This is a genomic window from Propionibacterium cyclohexanicum, from assembly GCF_900111365.1.
GTDB lineage: Bacteria > Actinomycetota > Actinomycetes > Propionibacteriales > Propionibacteriaceae > Propionibacterium > Propionibacterium cyclohexanicum.
Genome location: NZ_FOGZ01000001.1, coordinates 224,401 through 245,935 on the forward strand (window position 1 = coordinate 224,401; position 21,535 = coordinate 245,935).

Below are 21,535 nucleotides of genomic sequence, written 5' to 3' on the forward strand. Positions count from 1 at the left end.
GCCCCGAGCCTTGTCCCCGGCAAGCGGGCACATGGTGTGGAGTCGCCGGATTCACCAACACTCCTGGCGGAGGTGGTGATCATGGCGACGGTGAGCACAGTTGTCACCGGGAGGATGGGTGAGGACGCGGCGGTCGGGTATCTACGAGGGCTCGGCTGGCAGATCCTGGCCCGCAACTGGCGCTGCCCGGCTGGCGAGCTCGACGTCATCGCGCGAGAACCAGGCGGCGGGCACGACGACACTGTGGTCTTCGTCGAGGTGAAGCTACGCACTGGGGTGGGTTTCGGCGATCCGCTGGAGGCCATCACGGCGGCGAAGATGAGGCATCTGCGCCGGTGCGCCGCGAGCTGGCTGGCGGCCAACGGACCGGTGTCGGCGATCCGGATCGACGCCATCGGCATCACGAAGCTCCCGGGCCGGATGCCGCTCATGCGTCATGTGCGGGGGCTGACGTGACCACCGGGTCGGCGTGGTCCGTGGCGCTGGTCGGGGTGCAGGGGACTCCCGTCGAGGTGGAAGCAGCCCAGGGCGCGGGCTTGCCCCGCACCGTCCTCGTCGGGCTGCCAGACGCTGCGCTCTACGAGGCCCGCGACCGTTGCCGGGCAGCGGTATTCGGCGCCGGCCTGAAATGGCCCGAGAGCCTGGTCACCATCAATCTGACTCCTGCCAACCTTCCCAAGGCCGGCAGTCACTATGACGTGGCCATCGTTGCCGCCGTGCTCGCCTGTGCCGCCATTGTGCCGCCGGCGATCGCCGCGCGTACCGTGCTGCTCGGCGAACTGGGCCTCGACGGGCGGGTGCGGCCGGTGCGTGGGATCCTGCCTGCCCTGCTTGCCGCCCGGCAGGCGGGCTTCGAGACAGCCGTGGTGCCTGCCGGGCAGGTGCGCGAGGCCAGCCTCGTCGAGGGGCTCACGATCTGGGGTGTCAGCGATCTGGCTCAGCTCGTGGAGGTGCTGCACGGCCGTCCCGTGTGCACCACCGCGCCCGAGGAGGCAGGACCTCCCGATCCGCAGACCCCGTGTCCGGACATGGCCGATGTCGCGGGTCAGGACGAAGGCCGCTGGGCGGTGGAGGTGGCTGCCGCCGGCGCGCACCATCTGTTCATGCATGGCCCGCCCGGAACTGGCAAGACGATGCTCGCCCATCGGCTTCCGGGGCTGCTGCCCGATCTGGACGACGAGCGGGCACTGGAGGTGTCGGCCATCCATTCGCTGGCCGGTCTCGAACTCGGCAATGGCCTGGTGCGCCGCCCGCCCTTTGCCGACCCCCATCACAATGCCACGGTCGCCGCCATCGTCGGCGGTGGTGCGCGGGTCGCCCGCCCTGGTGCCATCTCGCTGGCCCACCGGGGGGTTCTCTTCCTCGACGAGGCCCCTGAGTTCTCGCCGCGCGTCCTCGAGGCCCTGCGCACTCCACTCGAGTCGGGATGGGTCACCATCGCCCGCAGCGGCGCCACGGTACGCTACCCGGCTCGCTTCCAGCTGGTGCTGGCGGCCAATCCCTGTCCGTGCGGGCACCATGGCGTGGCGGGCCGCAGCTGCCGGTGCACACCCATGACCGTGCGCCGCTACGCCCAGCGGCTGTCCGGACCCGTCCTCGACCGGGTCGACATCCATGTCCATCTCAGCGCCCAGGGGGCCATCGGGCTGAAGGCGGCCCAGGAGTGCACTGCCGAGTCCTCGGAGGTGGTGCGCCAGCGCGTGCTGGAAGCCCGCGACAGGCAGGCGCGCCGGCTGCGCGGCAGCCCATGGCATACGAATGCGGAACTGCCGGGCACCATCGTGCGCAACGAGCTTCCCGCTCCCCACGACATCGGCATCATCGACGCCGCCGTGGACCGGGGGCTGCTCAGCACCCGGGGCGTCGACAAGGTGCTGCGCGTCGCATGGACGCTGGCCGATCTCGCCGGGCATGATCGCATCGCCAGTGATGATCTCGCCGCGGCGATGGGGCTGAGGAGCGGCTCCTGGCTGAGCGGGGCAGCATCATGAAGCAGTGGTCCCGCGAACGCCTCGCCAGGGCCGCACTGAGCCACATCTGCGAGCCAGCCAAACCCGGACTTGCCCGATTGGTCGAGGAGCAGGGTGCCGAACAGGTCTACCAGGGCCTGCGGGCCCTGGGAGACGACAGCGCCTGGGCCCGGCGTGCCGCAGCACTCGATGTCAGTGATCTGATGAGGGCGGCCGAGCACTGCGGGCTGCGTCTCGTGGTGCCCGGGGACCAGGAGTGGCCCTCCCGGCTGGCAGATCTGGACCGGCTCGTGCCGGTCGGCGAGATGTCCGGGTCGGCGATCGCGCTATGGGCCAAGGGCCCAGCTCGCCTGGACGAGCTGTGCGAGGACGTCCATCGGCCGGTGGCGATCGTCGGTGCGCGCAGCTCGACCCGCTATGGCGAGGCCGTGGCCACCGAGCTCGCGGCGCGGCTGTCCGGGGAGTTCCCGGTGATCAGCGGGGGAGCCTACGGCATCGACATCGCGGCCCACCGGGGTGCCCTGGCTGCGGGAGGGACGACGGTGGCCGTCATGGCCGGCGGACTGGACGCCTGGTATCCGCGGGGCAACAGCGCGGTCCTTGATCGCATCACCCGCCAAGGGCTGGTGATCAGCGAGCTCGCGCCCGGCATTCGGCCCACCCGGGCAGGCTTCCTGGCACGCAATCGGCTCATCGCAGCGCTGGGGGTGGCGACGGTGGTCGTGGAGGCCGCAGCACGCTCCGGTGCACTCAATACGGCACATTGGACGACGGCGCTGTCACGAGTGCTCGCTGCTGTCCCCGGTCCGGTGAGCTCGGCGCTGAGCGAGACCCCGCATCGACTCATCCGCGATGCCGAAGCAGTGCTCGTCACCGGCGCCGACGATGTCCGTGCACTCATCACCCCGGTCGGCGAGCAGGACGAGTTGCCACTGGTGGGCAGGGCCCGGGAGCTCGATGACCTCGACCCCACTCTGCTCGCGGTGCGCGAGGCTCTGCCGGCGCGCGGGGAGGCCACCTTCGACGAGATCTCCGTCGCCTCGGGAATCGGCGTTGCGGCATGCCAGGGTGCCCTGGTGCGTCTGGAACTGGCAGGGCTGGTCAGTCAACCTGGCCCGGGCCGGTGGAGACTCATGCGCCCAGGCTGTGCCACGACTCAGTAGTCCTCCAGCAGGACACGAACGCCGCGATCCCCGGCGAGGAGCTTGGAGACCGGACAGCGCCTGTGGGCCATGGCGACAAAGCGTTGCGCCCGGTCTCGGTCGAGCCCCTCGATGGCCACGTAGGCAGTCGGGGTGAAGAAGTACTGGCCATTCGGTTCGCGGTGCAACTCCACCTCCACGCGCACCCGGCTGGTGGCGTCGACGTGATTGCGCTCCAGCACGGAGATCACCGTCGCGTTGAGACAGGTGCTCCACGCCATCGCGAGGAACTGTTCCGGGTTCGCACCCGCCTCGGGGTGGCCTGGTGCCCCGGTCGGGACACGGGTGCCGGTCTCGGTCTCCTCGACGCGTCCCGCAATACCCCCGGTGTTCACCACGACCGCCCGGTAGAGCGGGGGATCCTCCACAGCGGCACAACGATCCGGAAGGCTGGCGGCGGTGTCCATGAGACGGTCTCCTCGGCTCGGCTCGGCGCGAGCGATTCGCTGGCGGGCACTTCCCGCCGTAACCCATCATCACCCCGTCGAGGTCGATTCCCCGGCGCGCGGCGCGAGGCGTGCCCGCAATGAGATGGGTTTGTGGGCCGGGGCCTGCTTGCATAGGGTCGAAACGGCCCCGCTTCTCGGCGTGGGCTCCCGACTCGAGATCGGGCGGCACCGGCGGCCGGTCACCTGCCGATGATGCAGTGGAGGGATTCCGTGAACCACGACCACGAGCTTCGATATCCCGAGGCGCAAGAAGCCATCCGCCCCCTTGGTGAGGAAGTGCCGTCGAGCGTCCCTCGCCAGTGGTACAACCTCAATGCCGACTTTCCCGAGCCCCTCGCGCCAGCGCTCAACCCCGCCACCGACGAGCCAGTGACGCCCGCCGATCTGGCACCGCTGTTTCCTATGGGGCTGATCGCCCAGGAGGCGAGCACACAGCGCTACATCGACATTCCGCAGGCCGTCCGCGAGGTCTACGCGCTGTGGCGCCCGAGCCCCTTGCGACGGGCGCTGCGCCTGGAACGCAGCCTCGGCACGAGGGCCAAGATCTACTACAAGTACGAGGGTGTCAGTCCCACCGGCTCCCACAAGCCCAATACCGCTGTCCCGCAGGCCTACTACAACAAGGTGGAGGGGATCGACCGGCTCACCACCGAGACGGGTGCCGGCCAGTGGGGTGCCTCGCTGGCATTCGCCTGCGCACTGTTCGGGATGCACTCGCAGACCTGGCAGGTGCGGGCCTCCTACGACGAGAAGCCCTATCGCCGCTATCAGATGGAGGTGTACGGATCGAGCTGCCATCCCTCGCCCTCGCGCCTGACCCGCGCCGGGCGCGAACTCCTGGCACGTCTGCCCGACACGACCGGGTCGTTGGGCATGGCGATCAGCGAGGCCGTGGAGACGGCAGCCGGTGATCCGCGCACCCACTATGCGCTGGGTAGCGTGCTCAACCACGTGATGATCCATCAGAGCGTGATCGGCCTGGAGCTCCTCGATCAGCTGGCGCAGGTCGGCGAATCCCAGGCCGACATCGTCTTCGGATGCGCAGGCGGCGGCTCGAATCTGGCAGGCCTCACCTTCCCCCTCATCGGACGCAATCTGCGCGAGGGCGGCACCACGCGTTTCGTCGCCTGTGAGCCGGCCGCCTGCCCGTCCATCACTGCGGGCGAGTTCCGCTACGACTTCGGAGATGTCGCGGGCCTCACCCCCAAGCTCATGATGTACACGCTGGGCACCGACTTCGTGCCTCCGGCGATCCACGCCGGCGGGCTGCGCTACCACGGCATGAGCCCGATGGTCTCCCATGCCATCCACCTGGGCCTCATGGATGCCGTGGCCATCGACCAGGACCATTCTTTCCGCGCCGGCGTGGCCTTTGCCAGGGCCGAGGGGATCATCCCCGCTCCCGAATCGACCCATGCCATCGCCGCCGCGCTGGACTACGTGACGAGCTCGGCCGTAGCGGGCGAGGTCGTCGTCATCGGGGTCTCCGGCAACGGGGTCCTCGATCTGCCCGCCTATGCAGGAAGGAATCGCACGTGAGCGACAACGACGAAACCACCGAGCCCGCCGCACCGCAGAAATGGGTGGTGGCGATACCCGTCACTCCTGATGAGTTCGTTGACCCACGGTTCGGCCGCGCCCCCGATGTCGCCATCGCCACCGTTGAGGACGGCGCGGTGGTGGACTGGCGGGTCGAGCACGTGGGCTGGGATGTCCTGCACGACAGCTCCGAGCACGGCCAGCACCATGCGCGCGTCGTGCGGTTCATGGTGGCCAATCACGTGACCGCTGTCGGGGCCACCGAGATCGGCGGAGGGATGCTGCACTCCCTCCACAAGCTGGGGCCGCAGATCGTGCTCGGCGTGCCCACCACTATGCGTGCGCGTGATGCCGTCGTGGCGATCGTCCGGCGCCTGGGCGAGGACGACTGAGACCTCCATCCCGGCGGGAGCCGGGCGCTGGGCGTCAGGCTGTGACGGTGCCAGTGACCAGCAACACGATGATGAGGGCAGCCAGGACGACGCGATAGACGATGAATCCGGTGAACGAGTTCTTCGACACGAAGCGCAGCAACCAGGCGATGGACGCATAGGCCACCACGAGCGAGACCACGGTGCCGACGATCGTCGCCGTCCAGCCGACGGTGCTTGAGACCGCGCTGGCCTGGCTCACCGCTTCGAGCCCGCCTGCTGCGACGAGCGCGGGGATGCCCAGGAAGAAGCTCAGGCGGGTCGCCGAGACCCGATCCAGGCCCCGGAACATTCCGGCCGAGATGGTGGCTCCGGAGCGAGAGATACCGGGGAACAGCGGGGAGAGTGCCTGGAACAGGCCGATGATGAGACCGTCCTTCCAGGTGACGTCCTCGATGGAGCGATGGAGATTGTCCATCCGGTCGGCGATCGCCATGACGATGCTCCACGCGATGAGGGCGCCGGCCACGACCCACATCGAGCGCAGTGTCGTCTCGATGGCGTTCTTGAAGAGAAGTCCTACGACGGCCACGGGGATCGAGCCGAGAATGACGGCCCAGCCCATCCGATAGTTGGGGTCGGTGCGTGCCTGCGCATTGCCCAGCCCGCGGAACCACGCCGCGATGATCGCGACGATGTCCTTCCTGAAGTAGATGATGGCGGCGATGATGGCACCCACCTGGATGATGGCGGTGAAGGCGGTCATGCCGGCGGAGTCGATCTGGTACCCGAGGAGCTTCTCGACCAGGTTGAGATGGCCGGTACTGGAGACTGGCAGGAACTCGGTGATTCCCTCGACAATGCCCAGGAGGATGGCGTGGAACAGGTTCATTCGGGACCCTTGCATGGTAGGCGGCGCCAGACGGCGATGACAGCGACCAAGGCTAGACCACGCGGCCGTGGATCAGTGGCACCGAACAGGTTGGGTGCGCCCTCAGTCCGGATCATCGACCTCCCGGACTTCCCGACGCAGCCGAGCAGGCCAGCTCCCGCGCCCGGGGGCCCAGCAGCAGGCCGAGAACAGGGATCGGTCGACGAGGTCCGGACGCGAAGCACCGGTGGACGATGTGGCGCGGACGGTGAGCTGGCGTCGTTGCCGGCCGGCCATCGGCTCGAACAGCAATTCGTTGGATCGCCGGGGCGCTGGATCTTCGGGCGATCCGGTCTGACAGACAGGCCGCTCGGAGCTGAGCCGCAGCGCGCCATGGAGCTCGTCCTCATGGTGGTCGATCCTGGAGGGCGCCCCCGGGGCGGAAAGACAATGGGCTCGAGCCCACGCCGCGTGGACCCGAGCCACCACCCTCGAAGACGCCCGCGCCCAGGTCACTCGAGCCCACGCCGCGCGGGCCCGAGACATCCACATTCGGCACGGGCCACATTCCGTACCAGATCACAAGGGTGTCCGAGAGAGGACTTGAACCTCCATGCCCTTTTAATCGGGCACTAGCACCTCAAGCTAGCGCGTCTACCTATTCCGCCACCCGGACATGCACCACGGTCGCCCGCGACGCCAGAGCAGACTAGCACCAAAACGGCGCGGAACGCGAATGGCCGTCGTCCGGGCTCCCGGCGGCACACGGCGGGAGCCCGCAGAGGACAGCTCCGGGCCTGCCTGCCCGTCCTGGCGTCTGCGCTGTCCGGACTGTGGTGGACTGCTGGGCGCCGCGGCTATCATCTGCGGAACGGCGCTGCCCGCTCGGTGGTCGCGACCGTCGAAGGAGGCACCATGGACTTCCAGCCCACCCTCTACATCGCGTCGAGCGAACTCACCCGTCAGCTGCGCGCGGGTGTCGAGTTCGAGGTCCAGAAGATCAAACTTCCCCGGTGGGTCTCTCGCAACCAGGTCCGACGGCTGCTCACGGAGCAGGCCCAGCACGATGACTGGGAACTGTCCCGGGTGCGGCGCTACCGCGACGGCTCCCGCGAGATCTGGCTGCGCCGCAAGATCATCCGCGCTCGCCTGACTGTCTTCGCGTGAGCCCGCCGGGCCGATCTGTTCTCGCGGGGGAACCGGACGATGTGCGGGTGCAGTTCAGCGTGGGGTGCCCATCTCCTGGGTCTGGCGCCCCTGATTCGGTCCTCCGGTGACATCGTCGAGGGCATGCACGATCGGCTCGGGCAGGTGCACGTCATCGAGCCCCAGATAGCCCGACAACTGTTCCGCAGTGCGTGCGCCGAGCAGCGGAGCGGTGACTCCCGGGGCGTCGCGGACCCACAGCATGGCGACCTGGGCCGGCGTGAGTCCCAGGCCGTCAGCTGCGCGCACCACTGCGTCGGTCACCGAGCGGCTGCGCGACTCCAGATAGGGTTCCACGAACCAGCTGAAGTGGTCTCGGGCACCTCGCGAATCGCGCGGGGTTCCCGTGCGGTACTTGCCGGTGAGCACGCCGCGTCCAATGGGCGACCATGCCAGCAGCCCCATCTCGTGATGGGCCAGCGCGGGAATCACCTCGATCTCGGCGCGCCTGGCGAGCAGCGAGTACTCCACCTGGCCGCTGATCAGGCCGGCACGTCCGGGAACCGCGTGCTGCCAGGCGGCCGCGGTGCCGATCTGCCAGCCGATGTAGTTGCACACCCCCACATAGCGCACCATGCCGGAACTCACTGCCACATCGAGCGCAGCGAGGGTCTCGTCGATGGGCGCGGAGCCCCAGGCATGCACCTGCCACAGATCGATGTGATCGGTGTGCAGCCGGCGCAGCGAGCCCGCCAGGTCATCCAGCAGCGCCTTTCTCGACGTGTCGACGACACGATGGGTGCCCTTGCGTCCGAACCCCGCCTTGGTTGCTATGACGAGGTCATCGCGTGCGATGACGGTGTGCATGAGCCGGCCGAGGATCTCCTCTGCCACCCCGTCCCCATAGGCGGGAGCGGTGTCCACGAGATTGCCGCCTGCCTCGGTGAAGCTGGCGAGAAGCTCGGTGGCGGCATCCAGGCCGGTATCGCTTCCCCAGGTCATGGTGCCCAGGCCCAGCCGGCTCACCTCGAGGCCGCTGCCGCCGACCGTGCGCGTGCGCATCATGCCCCCGTCCTCGTGGATGACTATGTCTGGAGAGCCTAGTGCGAGCCGGTAGGTTGGAGCCATGCACGCTTGGCGCCAGGTAGAGGTCCCTGCAGTTCCCGTCACCCCCGCCCCCTACGGACTTCCCGAAACGGCGTCCCTGGTCACCACCGATGCCCGCCGCCTCGTGCCCGTCGGCCCGGCACGAGGGGAGGCCGGGCTCTATGTGTGCGGCATCACCCCCTACGACGCGACGCACCTGGGACATGCCTTCACCTATGTGAGTTTCGACGTGCTCAACCGGGTCTGGCGCGATCTGGGGCTGAGGGTCCACTATGTGCAGAACGTCACGGACGTGGACGACCCGCTGCTGGAGCGTGCCGAGCAGACTGGCGCCGACTGGCGGGAGCTGGCCGCCTCGCAGATCGACCTGTTCCGCAGCGACATGGAGGCGCTGCGCGTCTTGCCGCCGCAGTGGTACGTGCCCGCCACTGAGACGATCGGCGAGGTCGTCGAGCTCGTCGAGACATTGCGTGCCGAAGGCAGCGTGTACCGGATCGACGATCCTCAGTATCCCGACTGGTATTTCCGGACCGACCAGGCCGCCGGCTTCGGTGAGGTCAGCCATCTGAGCCGCGAGCAGATGCTCGCCGAGTTCGAGGAACACGGCGGAGACCCCCACCGTCCCGGCAAGCACGATGCGCTGGACTGTCTGGTGTGGCGCATGGAACGGCCAGGGGAACCTGCCTGGGATTCGCCCCTGGGGCGCGGGCGGCCAGGATGGCACATCGAGTGCACGGCCATTGCGCTCAACAGACTCGGCAGTGAGTTCGCGGTACAGGCCGGCGGACGAGACCTGGCGTTTCCCCATCACGAGATGTGCGCGGCAGAGGCCATGAGTGCCACGCACCGGCCCTTCGCCCTCAACTACGCCCATGTCGGCATGGTCGGGCTCAATGGGGAGAAGATGAGCAAGTCCCGCGGAAACCTGGAGCTGGTGAGCCGCCTGGTCGACACAGGGGTCGACCCGATGGCCATCCGCCTGGCGCTTCTGGCACACCACTATCGCAGCGACTGGGACTGGACGACAGCCGATCTGGAAGGTGCCCAACGTCGTCTCGATGCCTGGCGCGCCGCCGCTCACGCACCGCGGGGCACAGCGTCCGAGCCGGTGATCGCCGATGTGCGCTACAGCCTGCTCAACGACCTCGACACGCCCACTGCGCTCGCAGTCATCGACGAGTGGACCTCTGCCGTGCTCGCCGACGAGGGCCACGATCTCGCCGCACCGGGCGAGATGGCCGCCGCCGCGGACGCCCTGCTCGGCATCGCACTCTAAGGATCTGGGCTGTCAGGACTTGAGCTGCAAGAACTTGAGCTGCAAGGAGCTCAACCGCGGGCACCCACCCCGCCTGGCAAGCCGTGGCACAACGGAGAATTGGGTCGTGCGCTGCGTCCAGCGGTGTCATCCGCTGGTGAGTGTCCGCACGACCCGATTCCTGTCCTGGGCGCCTCAGCCGATCTGCGTCTGCCCGCCGGGCGGCACCATCTGCGGCACATCGGCACCGGGCATCGGGCTCTCCTCGAGCTGTGCCAGCCGTGCGGGACGCTCGATGCCGGCGGCCGCGTAGACCTCGCTCTCGTCAAGGGTTTCCTTGGCGAGCAGCGTTGTCGCCACAGCGTCCAGCTGGGCCCGGTGCTCGCGTAGCAGCGAGACCGCGCGCTCCTGGCATTCTCCGATGATCCGGCGGACCTCGGCGTCCACGGTCGCAAGGGTCGAGTCACTGATGCCCAGCTGGCGGGGGTCGACCTCGTCGTTGAGCACCGTGACCGGACCGATCTCGTGGCTCATGCCCCACTTGCCCACCATCTGGCGGGCGATGGCGGTGGCCTGGTTGAGATCGGATTCGGCGCCGGTGGTCGTGACACCGAAGACGGCATCCTCGGCAGCCATTCCACCGAGGGCACCGACGATCCGTCCGCGCAGGTACTCCTCGTCATACCCATAGCGGTCGGTGTCGGGGGTGGACAGCGTGACCCCCAGTGCCTGGCCACGCGGGATGATCGAGACCTTGCGCACCGGGTCGGCGCCCTTCTGGAGCATGCCGAGCAGCGCGTGGCCGGACTCGTGGTAGGCGGTGCGGCGCTTCTCGTCGTCGGGGATGACCACCGATCGCGCCACGCCGAGCTGGATCTGCTCCAGCGCATTGGTGAAGTCGCGCTGGTATACGACAGTGTCGGCACGACGGGCCGCTTGGAGGGCTGCCTCGTTGGCCAGATTCGCCAGCTCGGCACCGGTCATGCCGGGTGTCGCCGCAGCGACCGCGGCCAGGTCCACATCGTCGGCCACCGGGATATTGCGGGTGTGCACCTTGAGAATCGATTCGCGGCCCTTCTGGTCCGGCGAGCTGACGGTGATGACCCGGTCGAACCGCCCCGGGCGAGTGAGGGCCGGGTCGAGCACGTCGGCGCGATTGGTCGCGGCCATGACGACGACTCCCTCCGTGCCGTCGAAGCCGTCCATCTCAGTGAGGATCTGGTTGAGGGTCTGCTCTCGCTCGTCGTTGCCGCCCAGCGAACGATTGGATGCCCGGGAGCGGCCGATGGCATCGATCTCGTCGACGAAGATGATCGACGGGGCGGCCTTGCGGGCCTCGTCGAACAGCTGGCGGACGCGCTGCGCGCCGACGCCGACGATCATCTCGATGAACTCGCTGGCCGAGGCGCTGAAGAAGGGAACCTCTGCCTCGCCCGCGGTGGCCCGGGCCAGCAGCGTCTTGCCCGTTCCGGGCTGGCCCTCCAGGAGCACGCCCTTGGGGGATCGGGCTCCCACCCGACGATATTTCTCGGGATTGCGCAGGAAGTCGACAATCTGTCGGACCTCGGCCTCCACCTCGTCGATCCCCGCGATATCGGAGAAGTTGACCCGCACGGTGTCCTTCTGGACGGGCTTCACCTCTCTGTTCATCCCCAGCCCGCCCAGTCCGCCCCCCTTGGTCATCCGGTTGGCGAACCACAGATACGCCCCGATGAGCAGGATCCATGGGCCGAAAGCCATGAGCAGGCTCATGAGCGGACTTGTCTGGCTGATCACCGAGATGGCCGAGACCGTCACCCCATGGCTGTTGAGCATCTCCAGGAGGTTGTCGTTCGCCCAGGTGGGGCGCTCGGTCGTGAACTGCGTGTAGTTCTCGCCGCGCTTGGAGTCGGAGCTGTCCGGCACCACTGCCGGCGACTTGAGCACTCCGTCGATCGAATCGCCCTTGGCGTGCACCGATTTCACGTTGCCGGCCTGCACCTGGGCGACGAACTCGTTGTAGCTGATGGTGGGTGGCGCCTGCATGGCATTGAACCAGCTGACCAGCGCGAAGAAGACCACCAGCAGGAGCAGCCAGGGCACCCAGCGCTGCCAGGCAGGACGCTTCGGCTTGTCTCCGCCGGGCTTGTTCGGAAGGCCTTCGGTGTGCCAGGGCTTGGGGGATTCCAGTGGGGGCGGCCCGGAGGGCGCCTCACTGCTCCACCGCTTACCATTGGACGCGTCGGGATCGTGGTTCTGGTCCTGCTCACGCGCCTGGGCCGGTGGTGATGTCGGTTTGGACACGGAATCCTCCTTTTACCTGCTCCACTGATCCTAAACGGCTGGGGAGGACCAACTCTTCCCGCGGGGGCTGTGAACGAGCTGAGGGACGGAGTGGGAGCCGGCCGGCCTGTGCACTAGGCTTGCCGCGTGAGTAAGACCTTCGACCAGTTGTTCGGTGAATTGACCCACCTCGCGGACCTCAAGCCCGAGGGCTCGGGCACGGTGGCGAAGCTGGCGGAGGGCACCCATGCCATCGGCAAGAAGGTCGTCGAAGAGGCCTCCGAGGTCTGGCTGGCCGCCGAGTACCAGTCGCGCGAGGAGACCGCCGAGGAGATCAGTCAGCTTCTCTACTGGTGCCAGGTCATGATGATCGACCAGGGCCTGGGGCTCGAGGACATCTACCGCTATCTGTGATCCGGGCTGCACCCCGCAGCGCTCCCGAACTCTTCCGAAGGATTCCTCGTGACCGAGCAGCACTTGATCCGGATCGCCGTCCCCAATAAGGGGGCACTGTCCGAAGCCGCCGCCCAGATGCTGCGCGAGGCAGGTTATGCCCAGCGCACCGACTCCAAGGAACTCGTCCTCATCGACGAGGCCAACGGCGTCGAGTTCTACTATCTTCGGCCTCGCGACATCGCGGTATACGTCGGCGAGGGCACGCTGGACCTGGGCATCACCGGACGAGACATGCTCATTGACTCCGGGGCGGCAGCCAGCGAGATCCTCGCGCTCGGCTTCGGGGTGAGTCGCTTCCGCTTCGCGGCACCGAAGGGAGCCCAGTACTCGCTCGAAGACCTCCAGGGCCGACGGATCGCCACGAGCTATCCGGGCCTGCTGGAGCGCTATCTGTCCGAGCACGGCCTGAGCGCTCGGCTGGTGCACCTCGATGGTGCCGTCGAGTCGAGCATCGCCCTTGGTGTCGCCGACGCCATCGCCGACGTCGTCGAGACCGGGACAACCCTGCGCAAGGCGGGGCTTGAGCTGTTCGGCGAGCCGATCCTGCGCTCCGAGGGCATCCTCATCAAGCGCAACAACGGCGAGGTGGATGCCGTGGCGCTCGACCATCTCAGCCGGCGGCTGTCCAGCGTGCTCGTGGCACGCAACTATGTGCTGATGGACTATGACTGCCCCAGCGAGCTGCTGGACAGGGCCAGTGAGCTCACTCCCGGATTCGCCTCGCCGACGGTCTCGACGCTGGCCCGGCAGGGTTGGGTAGCGGTGCGGGCCATGGTTCCCCGTGCCGATGCCCAGCGTCTCATGGACGAGCTGTGGGATCTGGGCGCCCGGGCGATCCTCGTCACCGATCTGGCAGCCTGCCGGCTGTGAATCAGCTGCCCGGCCGCCCGCTGGCGTGGCGAGCGAGAGCCCACGGCGGGAATCTGCTCATTCGATGCCGTGCTTGCGCAGGATCTCGGTGATCTCTGCATCGTCCTCACTGCCCAGAATGGCGGTGTCTTGGCCCTTGTGACCCCGCGATGCCGCTGGGCCGGCGGGCGGCCGGGCGATGGCGGCGCCGGGCGGAGCTGAGACAGCAGACGGCGCATCCAGCCGGCCGGTTTCACGGCGTTGCCTTGCCTGCCCACGGGTCAGCGGCGGGATCCGGGCGCTGACCAGGTAGAGGACGACTCCGACGGCCAGTGTGGCGATGCCGATCCACATCTGCGTGGTGAGGCGCTGGGCCACGATCCAGCCGAGCACGGCGCGCACGCCGCCCAGTAACAGGCTGAGTATGCCGGTGATCCACAATCCCACGATGGCGAGGGTGCCGCTGAGGCCGCGCAGCACGGCGCGGCCGCTGTGCATCCTGCGCCAGCCGAACACGGCCCACACCACGCCGGCCCCGGCCAGGACGATCGTCACGATGATCGCGAAGACTTCGGAGGTCATGCACCAAGCCTGTCACAGTCCACGACGAGGCATAGAGGACTCAGCACTCACAACGGGCACGTAGCATGTGATGCACGGTCTCGCGCGGCATCGATGCACGGTCTCGCGCGGCGTGGATGGATCCTGCATGCGCTGCGCCACCCAGACGAGGAGTCGCCCAGATGGACATCGCCCTTGGGCAGCTGAAGCTCGCTGCCGACGCTGAGACCAATCTTGCCCAGATCACCGCTTCGGCCGAACAGGCGGCGGCCTCGGGAGCGCGCATGCTCGTGGTGCCGGAGGGACTCACGGCGCGCGACAGCGCGGACCCCTATGCTGGCGCGAACCACCCCCAGTCCCTCGACGGGCCGCTTGTCAGCGGTATCCGGGCAGTGAGCGCACGCCTCGGCCTGGCAATCGCCGGGAGCCTGCACACACCTGTCCCCGGCGCGCGGGTGGCCAACACCGGATTCATTGTCGATGGCGGTGAGCTGGTGGCCTGCTACCGGAAGATCCATCTCTACGACGCCTTCTCGGCCCGCGAATCGCGCCATGTGCAGCCCGGGGTCGACGAGCCGCCGGTGGTCGAGATCGACGGACTGCCGATCGGCCTCATGATCTGCTACGACCTGCGCTTCCCCGAGACGGCCCGCAGCCTGGCAGTGCGCGGGGCCCAGCTCATCGTGATGCCCGCGGCGTGGGCAGCCGGTCCGCTCAAGGAGATGCACTGGCAGGTGCTCGCCATGGCACGCGCTGTGGAGAATACCGTCTACCTGGCCGCCTGCTCGGAGGTGAGCTCGGTGAACATCGGGCGCAGCCTGCTCGTCGATCCGCTGGGGGTCGTCGTGGCGGCTGCGGGGACTGGCCCTGAGCTGCTCATCGGCCACGTCGATCCCGGTGCGCTGGCCCGGGCGCGCACTGTGCTCCCGGTGCTCGCCAATCGCGAGTATCGGGACCCGCAGCTTCGGTCGGCCGGCGGTCATCGCGGGCCTGCCTGAGGACCGGCCGGCCCCGGCTGCGCGATCCGCGGTGCCGATTCGGCATGGGCTCGCTCACCGGCTAGTATGGTTGGGTTGTTCGGCGCCCATGGCGCTCGACCCCGCAAGTGGAGGCCTGGGCTTCCCACCTGTTCCCGATCGCTCGGGCAGGTCAGTGATGTTGCCGTCACCCGGCCTGGCCGGTGATGGCTGCCTCGGCGTTCCCAGGCCTTCGTCCACGGGCGAAGGCCTTTTCCATGTGCGCGGGCGACACTGACGGCTACATCATTGGAGGACACAATCAGCAACGAACCCCGTATCAACGAGCGGATCCATGTTCCCGAGGTCCGGCTCGTCGGGCCCAACGGCGAACAGATCGGCATCGTCCGCGTCGAGCAGGCGATGCAGCTTGCCCGTGAGCACGATCTCGACCTGGTCGAGGTTGCGGCAGAGGCACGCCCCCCGGTGTGCAAACTCATGGACTACGGCAAGTTCAAGTACGAGAGCGCCCAGAAGGAACGCGAGTCCCGGCGCAACCAGTCGAACACCGTTCTCAAGGAAATGAAGCTCCGTCCCAAGATCGACGACCACGACTACGAGACGAAGAAGGGCCATGTCGTGCGCTTCTTGCGCGGTGGCGACAAGGTCAAGGTCACGATCATGTTCCGTGGCCGAGAGCAGTCGCGTCCGGAACTGGGACACAATCTGCTGCGCAAGCTGGCCGAGGACGTGAAGGACGACGGCTTCGTGGAGCAGTCACCCAAGCTCGAGGGCCGCAACATGCACATGGTGGTGGCACCGACGCGCAAGAAGAGCGAGGCCCGTGCCGGCCAGGCGCAGGAGAGGGCCCGCCGACAGGCCCAGCGTGAGGCCGATGCGGCTATCGACAAGGCGGCAGAGGCTCAGCTGCGCGAGGCGGCCAAGGGCCAGCCGAAGAAGAAGCGGGGTCCCTCCGACAACCTGGACTCCGATATCGACCTGTAGCACCCAGCCTCAGCCCATGAGGCGACGACGTGACCTCGAGGCCACAGTGAAACGAGACGCCCGGCTCGCCGGGCCAGGCAAGAAATGGAGCGAGAAGTGCCCAAGATGAAGACGCATTCCGGTGCGAAGAAGCGGTTCCGCGTCACCGGGACGGGCAAGCTCATGCACGCTCGCGCCGGCAAGGCGCATCTGAACGAGCACAAGCCCAGCCGGCGTACCCGGCGGCTGTCCGTCGATGCGGTGCTCTCACCGGCCGACGCCAAGAAGGCCCGCAAGCTGCTCGGCAAGTGACCGACGCCTCCACCAGACATCTGCATCATCACAGCTAGGAGTAACACATGGCACGCGTCAAGCGCGCAGTGAACGCGAAGAAGAAGCGTCGCGAAATGATGGAGAGCGTCGCGGGTTACCGCGGACAGCGCTCCCGCCTCTATCGCAAGGCCAAGGAACAGTCACTGCACTCGGGCGTCTACGCCTTCCGTGACCGTCGCGCCAAGAAGGGTGACTTCCGCGCACTGTGGATCCAGCGCATCAATGCTGCGGCCCGTGAGCAGGGAATCACGTACAACCGCTTCATCTACGGCCTCAAGGCAGCGCAGGTCGAGGTGGATCGCAAGATCCTCGCCGATCTCGCCGTCACCGACCCCGCCGCCTTCGCGGCCCTGGTCGAGATTGCCAAGCAGAATCAGTCGGCCCCTCAGGCTGCCTGAGAAAACCAATGGTGCTGGACCGATTCGACGAGCCGGACGCCGTGCCCCCCCTCGGTAAGGGCGCGTTGCGTTCGGCTCGTCGTCTCGCGCAGCGCAAGGCGCGCGCCGAGACAGGGCAGTTTCTCGTCGAGGGCGTCCAGGCGGTCCGCGAGGCGCTCGACCGCCCCGGCGACGTCATCCGCCTCATCGTCGACGATCCCGTCTCGCACGCGGAACTGGTCGCCCATGCGCTCTCTGCGCAGATCGAGGTGACCCGCGCCCCGCGCGAAGTGATGGGCGCGCTGAGCGACACCGTGACGAGCCAGGGCATCATCGCCGTCTGCCGCTGGCGCCCGGCCGAGCTCTCGAAGATCACGGCACCCCGGCTGGTGGTGATCTGCGCCCAGGTGCGTGATCCCGGCAATGCCGGGACCGTCGTACGCTGCGCCGACGCATTCGGGGCCGATCTCGTGGTCCTCACCCAGGGTTCGGTCGACATCACGAACCCCAAGACGGTGCGGGCCTCGGTCGGCAGCATCTTCCACCTGCCGATCGTCACTGGCATGCCGCTGGTGGACGCGATCGCCTGGGCCCACCGGCACGCGATGAGGGTGCTGGCCGCCGACGCCTCGGGCTCGGCCCTGGACGAGTTCGGCGCCGGCGGCGGCCTCGACGCACCGGTCGCCTGGCTCATGGGCAATGAGGCCTGGGGTCTGCCATCCGAGGAGATCGCCCTTGCTGACCAGGTGGTGGCGGTACCGATGTGGGGACGCGCCGAGAGCCTCAATCTGTCGACCGCTGCGGCGATCTGCCTCTATGCCACCGCGAGCGCCCAACACAGGACCGGACGCTGAGGATGGCCGAGACGGTGATCGTCGTCCTCATCCTCGCCGCCGCTGTGGCAGCAGGACTGCTCGCCTGGTTGGGTGGCCGTGCCGCCCGTCGCGAGGCCAGCGGCCGCTTCCGCGGGCAGCGCTGATTCCCTCAGCCAACGGTCCCGCCGGGTTCGCCGCACACGGGCCTGGCAGCCAGCAGGGGGGGCTGTGCTCCTAGACTGGGGCAGGTCCGTCCACCGTCCACCAGGATCGGCGTGGACAACGAAAGATGCACGAGGGGAGCCCATGTCAGGGCCAGACAGTCCGAGCGAGCCGCTTGACGCGGCACAGGTCGAATCCATGGTCGAGGCCGCACTGCGCGCCATCGCCGCCGCCACGGATTCCGCACAGCTGAAACAGGTGCGCGCCGAGCACGCCGCCGACCGGTCGCCCCTGGCGCTGGCCAATCGCCAGATCGGTGCCCTGGCACCCCAGTTGCGCAAGGAAGCCGGCAAGCTCATCGGCACGGCGCGCAGCCGCGTCAATGAGGCGCTCACCGCCAAGGCTGCGCAGCTTGCCCAGGTGGAGCTCGATGCGAAGCTGCAGGCCGAATCCGTCGATGTCACGCTTCCGGTGCGCGAGCACCCGGTGGGAGCCGTGCACCCCCTCACGGCGCTCATCAACCAGATGTGCGATGTCTTCGTGGCGATGGGCTGGGAGGTGGCCGAGGGACCCGAACTGGAGGCGGAGTGGCTCAACTTCGATGCCCTCAACTTCACCCCCGAGCATCCGGCGCGGTTCATGTCGGACACCCTGTTCGTCGATCCGCCCAGCGATCACAAGCTGATGCGCACCCAGACCAGTCCGGTGCAGATGCGCACCCTGTTGTCCCACGAACTGCCCGTCTACGTCGTGAGCCCCGGCAAGGTCTTCCGAGCCGACGAGTACGACGCCACTCATCTGCCGGTCTTCCACCAGCTGGAGGGGTTGGCCGTCGACAAGGGCATCACGATGGGCCACCTCAAGGCCACGCTCGATCACCTCGCCGTCGCCATGTTCGGTGACATCCGTACCCGACTGCGTCCGCACTATTTCCCTTTCACCGAACCCAGCGCCGAGATCGACCTGCAGTGCTTCGTCTGCCACGGGGACTCGGTCGGCAATCCCGAGCGCCCCTGCCGTACCTGCAAGTCCGAGGGCTGGATCGAATGGGGCGGCTGCGGGGTGGTCAACCCGCGGGTGCTAGAGGCAGCTGGGGTCGACACCGAGGTCTACTCGGGATTCGCCTTCGGTATGGGTGTCGATCGCACCGTGATGTTCCGCAACAACGCGCCGGATCTGCGCGACTTCGTCGAGGGCGACGTGCGATTCAGCCGGTCACTACAGGGAGGAGCACGATGAAGGCGCCGATGAGCTGGCTGCGCGAGCTGGTTGAACTGCCCCATGGGGTGACCACCGCCCAGGTGGCCGATGCCTTCACCCGCACCGGCCTGCAGGTGGAGCACGTCGAGGCCTTCGGCGATCAGGTCCGGGGCCCGGTGGTGGTCGGCCGCGTGATGTCGTTCGTCGAGGAAGCCCAGCGCAACGGCAAGACCATCCGCTGGTGTCGCGTCGACTGCGGTGCCGAGCACAATCTGTCCTCCCACAACCCCGACATCACCGGCGCCCGCGGGATCGTCTGTGGTGCCGCCAACTTCGATGCGGGCGACTACGTCGTCGTGGCCCTGCCGCCGGCCGTGCTGCCCGGCGATTTCGCGATCTCTGCCCGCAAGACCTATGGCCACATCTCCGACGGCATGATCTGTGCCGAGGACGAGCTGGGGCTGGGCGCCGACCACGAGGGCATTCTCGTGCTGCCGCCCGGTGAGGCGGCGAGGGCCGGGCTCGGCTCGGACGCGATGGCGCTGCTCGGGGCCCCCGACGAGGTCCTCGACATCGACGTGACACCCGATATGGGCTACTGCCTGTCGATGCGCGGCCTTGCCCGCGAGGCCGCGCAGGCATTCGACGTGCCGTACAACGACCTGTACTCCCGCCAGGTGCCCCCGCCATGCCAGGATGCCTACCGGGTGCGTGTGGAATCCGACGACTGCCCGCTGTTCGTCAACCTGTTGATCCGTGACGTCGACTCGACGGCGCCCACGCCCAGCTGGATGCGTCACCGGCTCGCGGCCAGCGGGATGCGTTCGATCAATCTGCCGGTGGACATCACCAACTACGTGATGCTCGAGTCGGGCCAGCCCTTGCACGCCTACGACGAGGACAAGCTGCTCGGTCCCATCGTGGTGCGCAAGGCGGCACCCGGTGAGACACTGACCACCCTCGACGGGGTGCGCCGCGAACTGCGCGCCGAGGATCTCGTCATCGCCGACGATTCCGGCCCGATCGGGCTGGCCGGCGTCATGGGCGGCGAGACCACCGAGGTGACCGAGGCGACGACGAGCATCGTCATCGAGGCCGCGCACTTCGCACCGGGCACCACCGGGCGCAGCTACCGACACCACAAGCTGCCCAGCGAGGCCTCCAAACGCTTCGAGCGCGATGTCGACCCCGGCGTGCCCTGCGCCGCGGCCCGGATGGCGGCACGGCTGCTCGCCGAGCTGGCCGGTGGGCAGATCGCCGACGGCGCGACTGTCGCCGGAGCGGTGCCCATCGCACCGAGCCAGGTCATCGATGCGAACTTGCCCGCGCGCATCCTGGGCGCCAGGGTGGACGCATCGCGGGTCGCTGCGGTGCTCACCGCATCCGGCGTCAACGTCACGAAGCGCGGGGACCGCCTGCACCTGGTTCCGCCCAGCTGGCGCACCGATCTGGTCGACCCCTATGACTATGTCGAGGAGATCGGACGCAAGCTCGGCCTCGACGTCATCGAGCCCCAGCTCCCGCGGGCGCTGCCCGGCTCGGGACTGAACCGCGAGCAGCGAGCCCGGAGGGCCGTCGTTGAGGCGGTCGCCCAAGCTGGCTTCGTCGAGGTCATCACGCTGCCCTTCGTCGGGGCCGACGAGATCGAGCGGCTCGGGGTGCCGCAGGACTGTGAGCTGCGCCGCCTGGTGAGATTGGCCAATCCGCTTGCCGACACCCAGCCCTTCTTGCGCACAAGCCTGCTGCCGGGACTGTTCGCTGCCGCATCCCGCAACTCCTCCCGTAGCCAAGACGACCTTGCACTGTTTGAGCAGGGTTCGGTGTTCTGGGCCAGGCAGGCCGGGGCGGCCCCGATGCCGCCGGTCTCGCACCGCCCCGGCGCCGAGCAGATCGCGGCGCTCGACGAGTCGCTGCCGGATCAGCCGCGGATGCTCGCGGCACTGGTCAGCGGCCAGTGGTTGGCCGCCAGCTGGCGTGGTCCGGCAGTTGCGGCCGACTGGACTCATGCCGTCCTGGTGGCCCAGACGGCTGCCGAGACGCTGGGGGCCGAGCTGGTGCGCTCGGCGGCTGCCATCGCGCCATGGCATCCAGGTCGCTGCGCGCGGTTGTCGGTTCGCGACGCGCAGGGGGAGCTCGTACACATCGGCGCCGCGGGGGAACTCCATCCCACGGTCATCGAAGCCTTCGGACTGGCGCCTCGCACCTGCGCCGTCGAGCTCGACCTCGATCTGCTCATCGACTCGGCACCGCGTTCCGGCGAGGTCGTCGCCCTCTCGCCCTTCCCGCTGACCAAGGAGGACGTGGCGCTCATCGTCGATGCCGATGTGGCGGCAGGCGAAGTCGAGCAGACCCTGGTGGCAGGCGGCGGGACACTGCTCGAATCGGTGAGTCTCTTCGATGTGTACACCGGACCGCAGGTCGGCCAGGGCAAGAAATCGCTGGCCTACAACCTGCGGATGCGCCACCCAGAACGGACACTGACCGGTGCGGAAGCCACGCAGGTGCGCGATGCCGCGGTCAGCGCCGTCGAGGAGCGCTTCGGGGCGGTGCTGCGCCAGGCCTAGGTCACCGTGCCGAGCTGGTAGCGGAGCGGGCTAGTGGTGGCGAAGCCGGCTGCGACCACAATCGGGCGGCAGAGCCGGGGCACCCTGCATAGTGGTGTGGCGGGCC

The 21,535-nt window shown here is 68.2% G+C and carries 22 protein-coding genes and 1 tRNA gene; 17 read left to right on the top strand and 6 right to left on the bottom strand.

The window, feature by feature from the left end:
- The first annotated feature begins 90 nt into the window (after window positions 1-90).
- From BMX93_RS01055 to BMX93_RS01065, 3 genes are read left to right on the top strand one after another with little or no spacing between them, the layout of a single operon-like run.
- Entirely contained in the window at window positions 91-456 is a 366-nt protein-coding gene (locus BMX93_RS01055; RefSeq protein ID WP_091966871.1) for a YraN family protein, read from the top strand.
- Window positions 453-1,991, top strand: a complete 1,539-nt coding sequence (locus BMX93_RS01060) for a YifB family Mg chelatase-like AAA ATPase (protein WP_091966773.1) — start codon at window positions 453-455, stop codon at window positions 1,989-1,991. The genes BMX93_RS01055 and BMX93_RS01060 overlap by 4 nt, the downstream gene beginning before the upstream one ends.
- Window positions 1,988-3,133 (top strand): DNA-processing protein DprA, encoded by a 1,146-nt coding sequence (locus BMX93_RS01065; RefSeq protein ID WP_091966775.1) that lies wholly within the window; start codon window positions 1,988-1,990, stop codon window positions 3,131-3,133. Before BMX93_RS01060 ends, BMX93_RS01065 begins: the two co-directional genes overlap by 4 nt.
- Here BMX93_RS01065 and BMX93_RS01070 read toward each other — a convergent pair.
- Entirely contained in the window at window positions 3,127-3,579 is a 453-nt protein-coding gene (locus BMX93_RS01070; protein ID WP_091966777.1) for an OsmC family protein, read from the bottom strand. The genes BMX93_RS01065 and BMX93_RS01070 overlap by 7 nt on opposite strands.
- 252 nt (window positions 3,580-3,831) lie before the next feature.
- On the opposite strand from BMX93_RS01070, the gene BMX93_RS01075 reads away from it, so the two are divergent.
- Entirely contained in the window at window positions 3,832-5,160 is a 1,329-nt protein-coding gene (locus BMX93_RS01075) for a TrpB-like pyridoxal phosphate-dependent enzyme (protein WP_245725650.1), read from the top strand.
- Window positions 5,157-5,552, top strand: coding sequence for a NifB/NifX family molybdenum-iron cluster-binding protein (locus BMX93_RS01080; RefSeq protein ID WP_177170003.1), 396 nt, complete (start codon window positions 5,157-5,159; stop codon window positions 5,550-5,552). The genes BMX93_RS01075 and BMX93_RS01080 overlap by 4 nt, the downstream gene beginning before the upstream one ends.
- A gap of 34 nt (window positions 5,553-5,586) precedes the next feature.
- Here BMX93_RS01080 and BMX93_RS01085 read toward each other — a convergent pair whose 3' ends face one another.
- Complete coding sequence (locus BMX93_RS01085; RefSeq protein ID WP_091966780.1) at window positions 5,587-6,423, bottom strand: undecaprenyl-diphosphate phosphatase; 837 nt, start codon at window positions 6,421-6,423, stop codon at window positions 5,587-5,589.
- A 567-nt stretch (window positions 6,424-6,990) separates the two neighbouring features.
- Window positions 6,991-7,078: transfer RNA gene (locus tag BMX93_RS01095), tRNA-Leu, on the bottom strand.
- A 239-nt stretch (window positions 7,079-7,317) separates the two neighbouring features.
- Here BMX93_RS01095 and BMX93_RS01100 point away from each other — a divergent pair.
- Window positions 7,318-7,569: a DUF5703 family protein gene (locus tag BMX93_RS01100; RefSeq protein WP_245725651.1), complete on the top strand. Its 252-nt coding sequence runs from the start codon at window positions 7,318-7,320 to the stop codon at window positions 7,567-7,569.
- Window positions 7,570-7,623: 54 nt separating this feature from the next.
- Here the strand turns inward: BMX93_RS01100 and BMX93_RS01105 are convergent, their stop codons facing one another.
- Window positions 7,624-8,610 (bottom strand): aldo/keto reductase, encoded by a 987-nt coding sequence (locus BMX93_RS01105; protein ID WP_091966879.1) that lies wholly within the window; start codon window positions 8,608-8,610, stop codon window positions 7,624-7,626.
- 64 nt (window positions 8,611-8,674) lie between these two features.
- Here BMX93_RS01105 and mshC point away from each other — a divergent pair, with 64 nt between their 5' ends.
- Window positions 8,675-9,931: a cysteine--1-D-myo-inosityl 2-amino-2-deoxy-alpha-D-glucopyranoside ligase gene (mshC, locus tag BMX93_RS01110; RefSeq protein ID WP_091966784.1), complete on the top strand. Its 1,257-nt coding sequence runs from the start codon at window positions 8,675-8,677 to the stop codon at window positions 9,929-9,931.
- Between the two features lie 174 nt (window positions 9,932-10,105).
- Here the strand turns inward: mshC and ftsH are convergent, their stop codons facing one another.
- Complete coding sequence (ftsH, locus tag BMX93_RS01115) at window positions 10,106-12,193, bottom strand: ATP-dependent zinc metalloprotease FtsH (RefSeq protein WP_091966786.1); 2,088 nt, start codon at window positions 12,191-12,193, stop codon at window positions 10,106-10,108.
- A 126-nt stretch (window positions 12,194-12,319) separates the two neighbouring features.
- On the opposite strand from ftsH, the gene BMX93_RS01120 reads away from it, so the two are divergent.
- Both BMX93_RS01120 and hisG read left to right on the top strand, forming a co-directional pair.
- Window positions 12,320-12,586 carry a phosphoribosyl-ATP diphosphatase gene (locus BMX93_RS01120; RefSeq protein WP_091966788.1) on the top strand — a complete coding sequence of 89 codons (267 nt, stop codon included), beginning with the start codon at window positions 12,320-12,322 and terminating at the stop codon, window positions 12,584-12,586.
- 63 nt (window positions 12,587-12,649) lie between these two features.
- Window positions 12,650-13,498 (top strand): ATP phosphoribosyltransferase, encoded by an 849-nt coding sequence (gene hisG / locus BMX93_RS01125; protein WP_091966881.1) that lies wholly within the window; start codon window positions 12,650-12,652, stop codon window positions 13,496-13,498.
- Window positions 13,499-13,555: 57 nt separating this feature from the next.
- On the opposite strand, the gene BMX93_RS01130 is transcribed toward hisG, so the two are convergent.
- A complete protein-coding gene (locus BMX93_RS01130) occupies window positions 13,556-14,059 on the bottom strand; it encodes a hypothetical protein (protein WP_091966790.1) in 504 nt (167 codons plus the stop codon).
- 161 nt (window positions 14,060-14,220) lie between these two features.
- Here BMX93_RS01130 and BMX93_RS01135 point away from each other — a divergent pair, with 161 nt between their 5' ends.
- The 8 genes from BMX93_RS01135 to pheT all read left to right on the top strand — a co-directional run bounded on the left by BMX93_RS01135 (window position 14,221) and on the right by pheT (window position 21,429).
- The gene (locus BMX93_RS01135; RefSeq protein ID WP_091966791.1) at window positions 14,221-15,036 is read left to right on the top strand and encodes a nitrilase-related carbon-nitrogen hydrolase; all 816 of its coding nucleotides are present in this window, start codon (window positions 14,221-14,223) and stop codon (window positions 15,034-15,036) included.
- A gap of 267 nt (window positions 15,037-15,303) precedes the next feature.
- A complete protein-coding gene (infC, locus tag BMX93_RS01140; RefSeq protein WP_245725652.1) occupies window positions 15,304-15,999 on the top strand; it encodes a translation initiation factor IF-3 in 696 nt (231 codons plus the stop codon).
- A gap of 96 nt (window positions 16,000-16,095) precedes the next feature.
- The gene (rpmI, locus tag BMX93_RS01145; RefSeq protein ID WP_091966883.1) at window positions 16,096-16,290 is read left to right on the top strand and encodes a 50S ribosomal protein L35; all 195 of its coding nucleotides are present in this window, start codon (window positions 16,096-16,098) and stop codon (window positions 16,288-16,290) included.
- Between the two features lie 47 nt (window positions 16,291-16,337).
- A complete protein-coding gene (gene rplT / locus BMX93_RS01150) occupies window positions 16,338-16,709 on the top strand; it encodes a 50S ribosomal protein L20 (protein ID WP_091966795.1) in 372 nt (123 codons plus the stop codon).
- A gap of 8 nt (window positions 16,710-16,717) precedes the next feature.
- Entirely contained in the window at window positions 16,718-17,542 is an 825-nt protein-coding gene (locus BMX93_RS01155; protein ID WP_091966797.1) for a TrmH family RNA methyltransferase, read from the top strand.
- 2 nt (window positions 17,543-17,544) lie between these two features.
- On the top strand, window positions 17,545-17,667 hold the full coding sequence (locus tag BMX93_RS13385; RefSeq protein WP_281245628.1) for a hypothetical protein: 123 nt from the start codon (window positions 17,545-17,547) through the stop codon (window positions 17,665-17,667).
- Between the two features lie 142 nt (window positions 17,668-17,809).
- A complete protein-coding gene (pheS, locus tag BMX93_RS01160; RefSeq protein ID WP_091966799.1) occupies window positions 17,810-18,904 on the top strand; it encodes a phenylalanine--tRNA ligase subunit alpha in 1,095 nt (364 codons plus the stop codon).
- Window positions 18,901-21,429, top strand: coding sequence for a phenylalanine--tRNA ligase subunit beta (gene pheT / locus BMX93_RS01165; protein ID WP_091966801.1), 2,529 nt, complete (start codon window positions 18,901-18,903; stop codon window positions 21,427-21,429). Before pheS ends, pheT begins: the two co-directional genes overlap by 4 nt.
- Window positions 21,430-21,535 lie beyond the last annotated feature (106 nt).